Raw genomic sequence first — 1,264 nt, 5'->3', positions numbered from 1 at the left:
AGTAGTTCGTCGAGTGCTTCGGCGGGTTTTTTCCAGGCCAGGGTTTTGCGGGGTCGGTTGTTGAGGCGGGTGGCGATGAAGTCGAGGTAGTCGGCGGTGAAGATGGATAGGTCGTGTCCTTTGGGGAAGTATTGGCGTAGAAGGCCGTTGGTGTTTTCGTTGGTGCCGCGCTGCCAGGGTGAGTGGGGGTCGCAGAAGTAGATGTCGAGATCGGTAGCGGCGGCTATCTGGGCGTGGTTGGTCATTTCCCGGCCCTGGTCCCAGGTCAGGGTGCGGCGCAAGATCGCCGGGAGCTGACTCATCTTCGCGATCATCGCTTCCTGCACTGAGAGCGCACTGTGGTTGGTAGGCAGGTGCAGCAGGATCACGAACCGGGTCATGCGTTCGACCAGGGTGCCGATCGCTGAGCCGTTGGCCGCGCCGGTGATCAGGTCTCCTTCCCAGTGCCCGGGCACGGCCCGGTCTTCGACCTCGGCAGGGCGCTCGCTGATGTTGACCATGCCCGCGATCGGGTTGCCGCGTTGCCCGAGCGAGCGCCGCGGCCGGCGCAGAGCACGCCCGCTACGCAGCTGTTGATGCAGCTCGCGGCGCAGGCCACCACGACCCTGCACATAGAGCGACTGGTAGATCGTTTCGTGGGACACCCGCATCTCCGGATCGTCGGGGAACTCCAGCCGCAGCCGGTGGCTGATCTGCTCGGGGCTATAGCCTTCCTCGAGCCAGTCGGCGACCTGCCGGCTCAGTCTCTGATTATCGGCCAGCTTGGCTGTCTTGGGACGCGAGGCGCGGGCATCAGCACGCTGCTGAGCGAAAACGGCTCGATAGTTCACTTGCTGCACCGGACCCCGCGCTGACGCTCCGAACCGGTGTTTGTGCCGGTAACGCACCCGCCGCCCATACCGGTGGGCCTTGGTGTTGCGTTCGATCTCCCGGGTGATCGTCGAGGTGGCTCGCCCGAGCCGCTTGGCGATCGAGTTCGCCGACTCGTCCCGGGCATTGCCGATCGCGATCTCTTCACGCTCGGCAAGACTCAACCGAGGCTTCTTACCCGAGCAACCCAGCACGCGCAGACGAGGTTTCACACCACCAGCCTCAGCGAACAACCTCGTCCCGGTACTACCCGACACACCGGATGCAACCGCGGCCACACTCGGTGCCATCCCCTCACCGACCAACTCCCAAAACTCCCTCAACACCGCACGCGAAACCCGTGGCGACATCAACACTCCTCATCACAGGGTGTTGCATCGACCACTGGAATCCG

1 protein-coding gene is annotated in these 1,264 nt (G+C 64.0%); it reads right to left on the bottom strand.

Annotation, left to right across the window (positions count from 1 at the left end):
* The coding region (locus TY25_RS34035) for an IS30 family transposase (protein WP_236639166.1) at positions 1–1,220 on the bottom strand (1,220 nt) is incomplete at its 3' end.
* Positions 1,221–1,264: the final 44 nt, after the last annotated feature.

This window comes from Nocardia brasiliensis NBRC 14402, assembly GCF_000308475.2.
In the GTDB taxonomy this organism is placed as follows: Bacteria; Actinomycetota; Actinomycetes; order Mycobacteriales; family Mycobacteriaceae; genus Nocardia; species Nocardia brasiliensis.
Note: the sequence above shows the minus strand (reverse complement) of the source record. Positions and strands in the feature narration are given on the sequence as shown.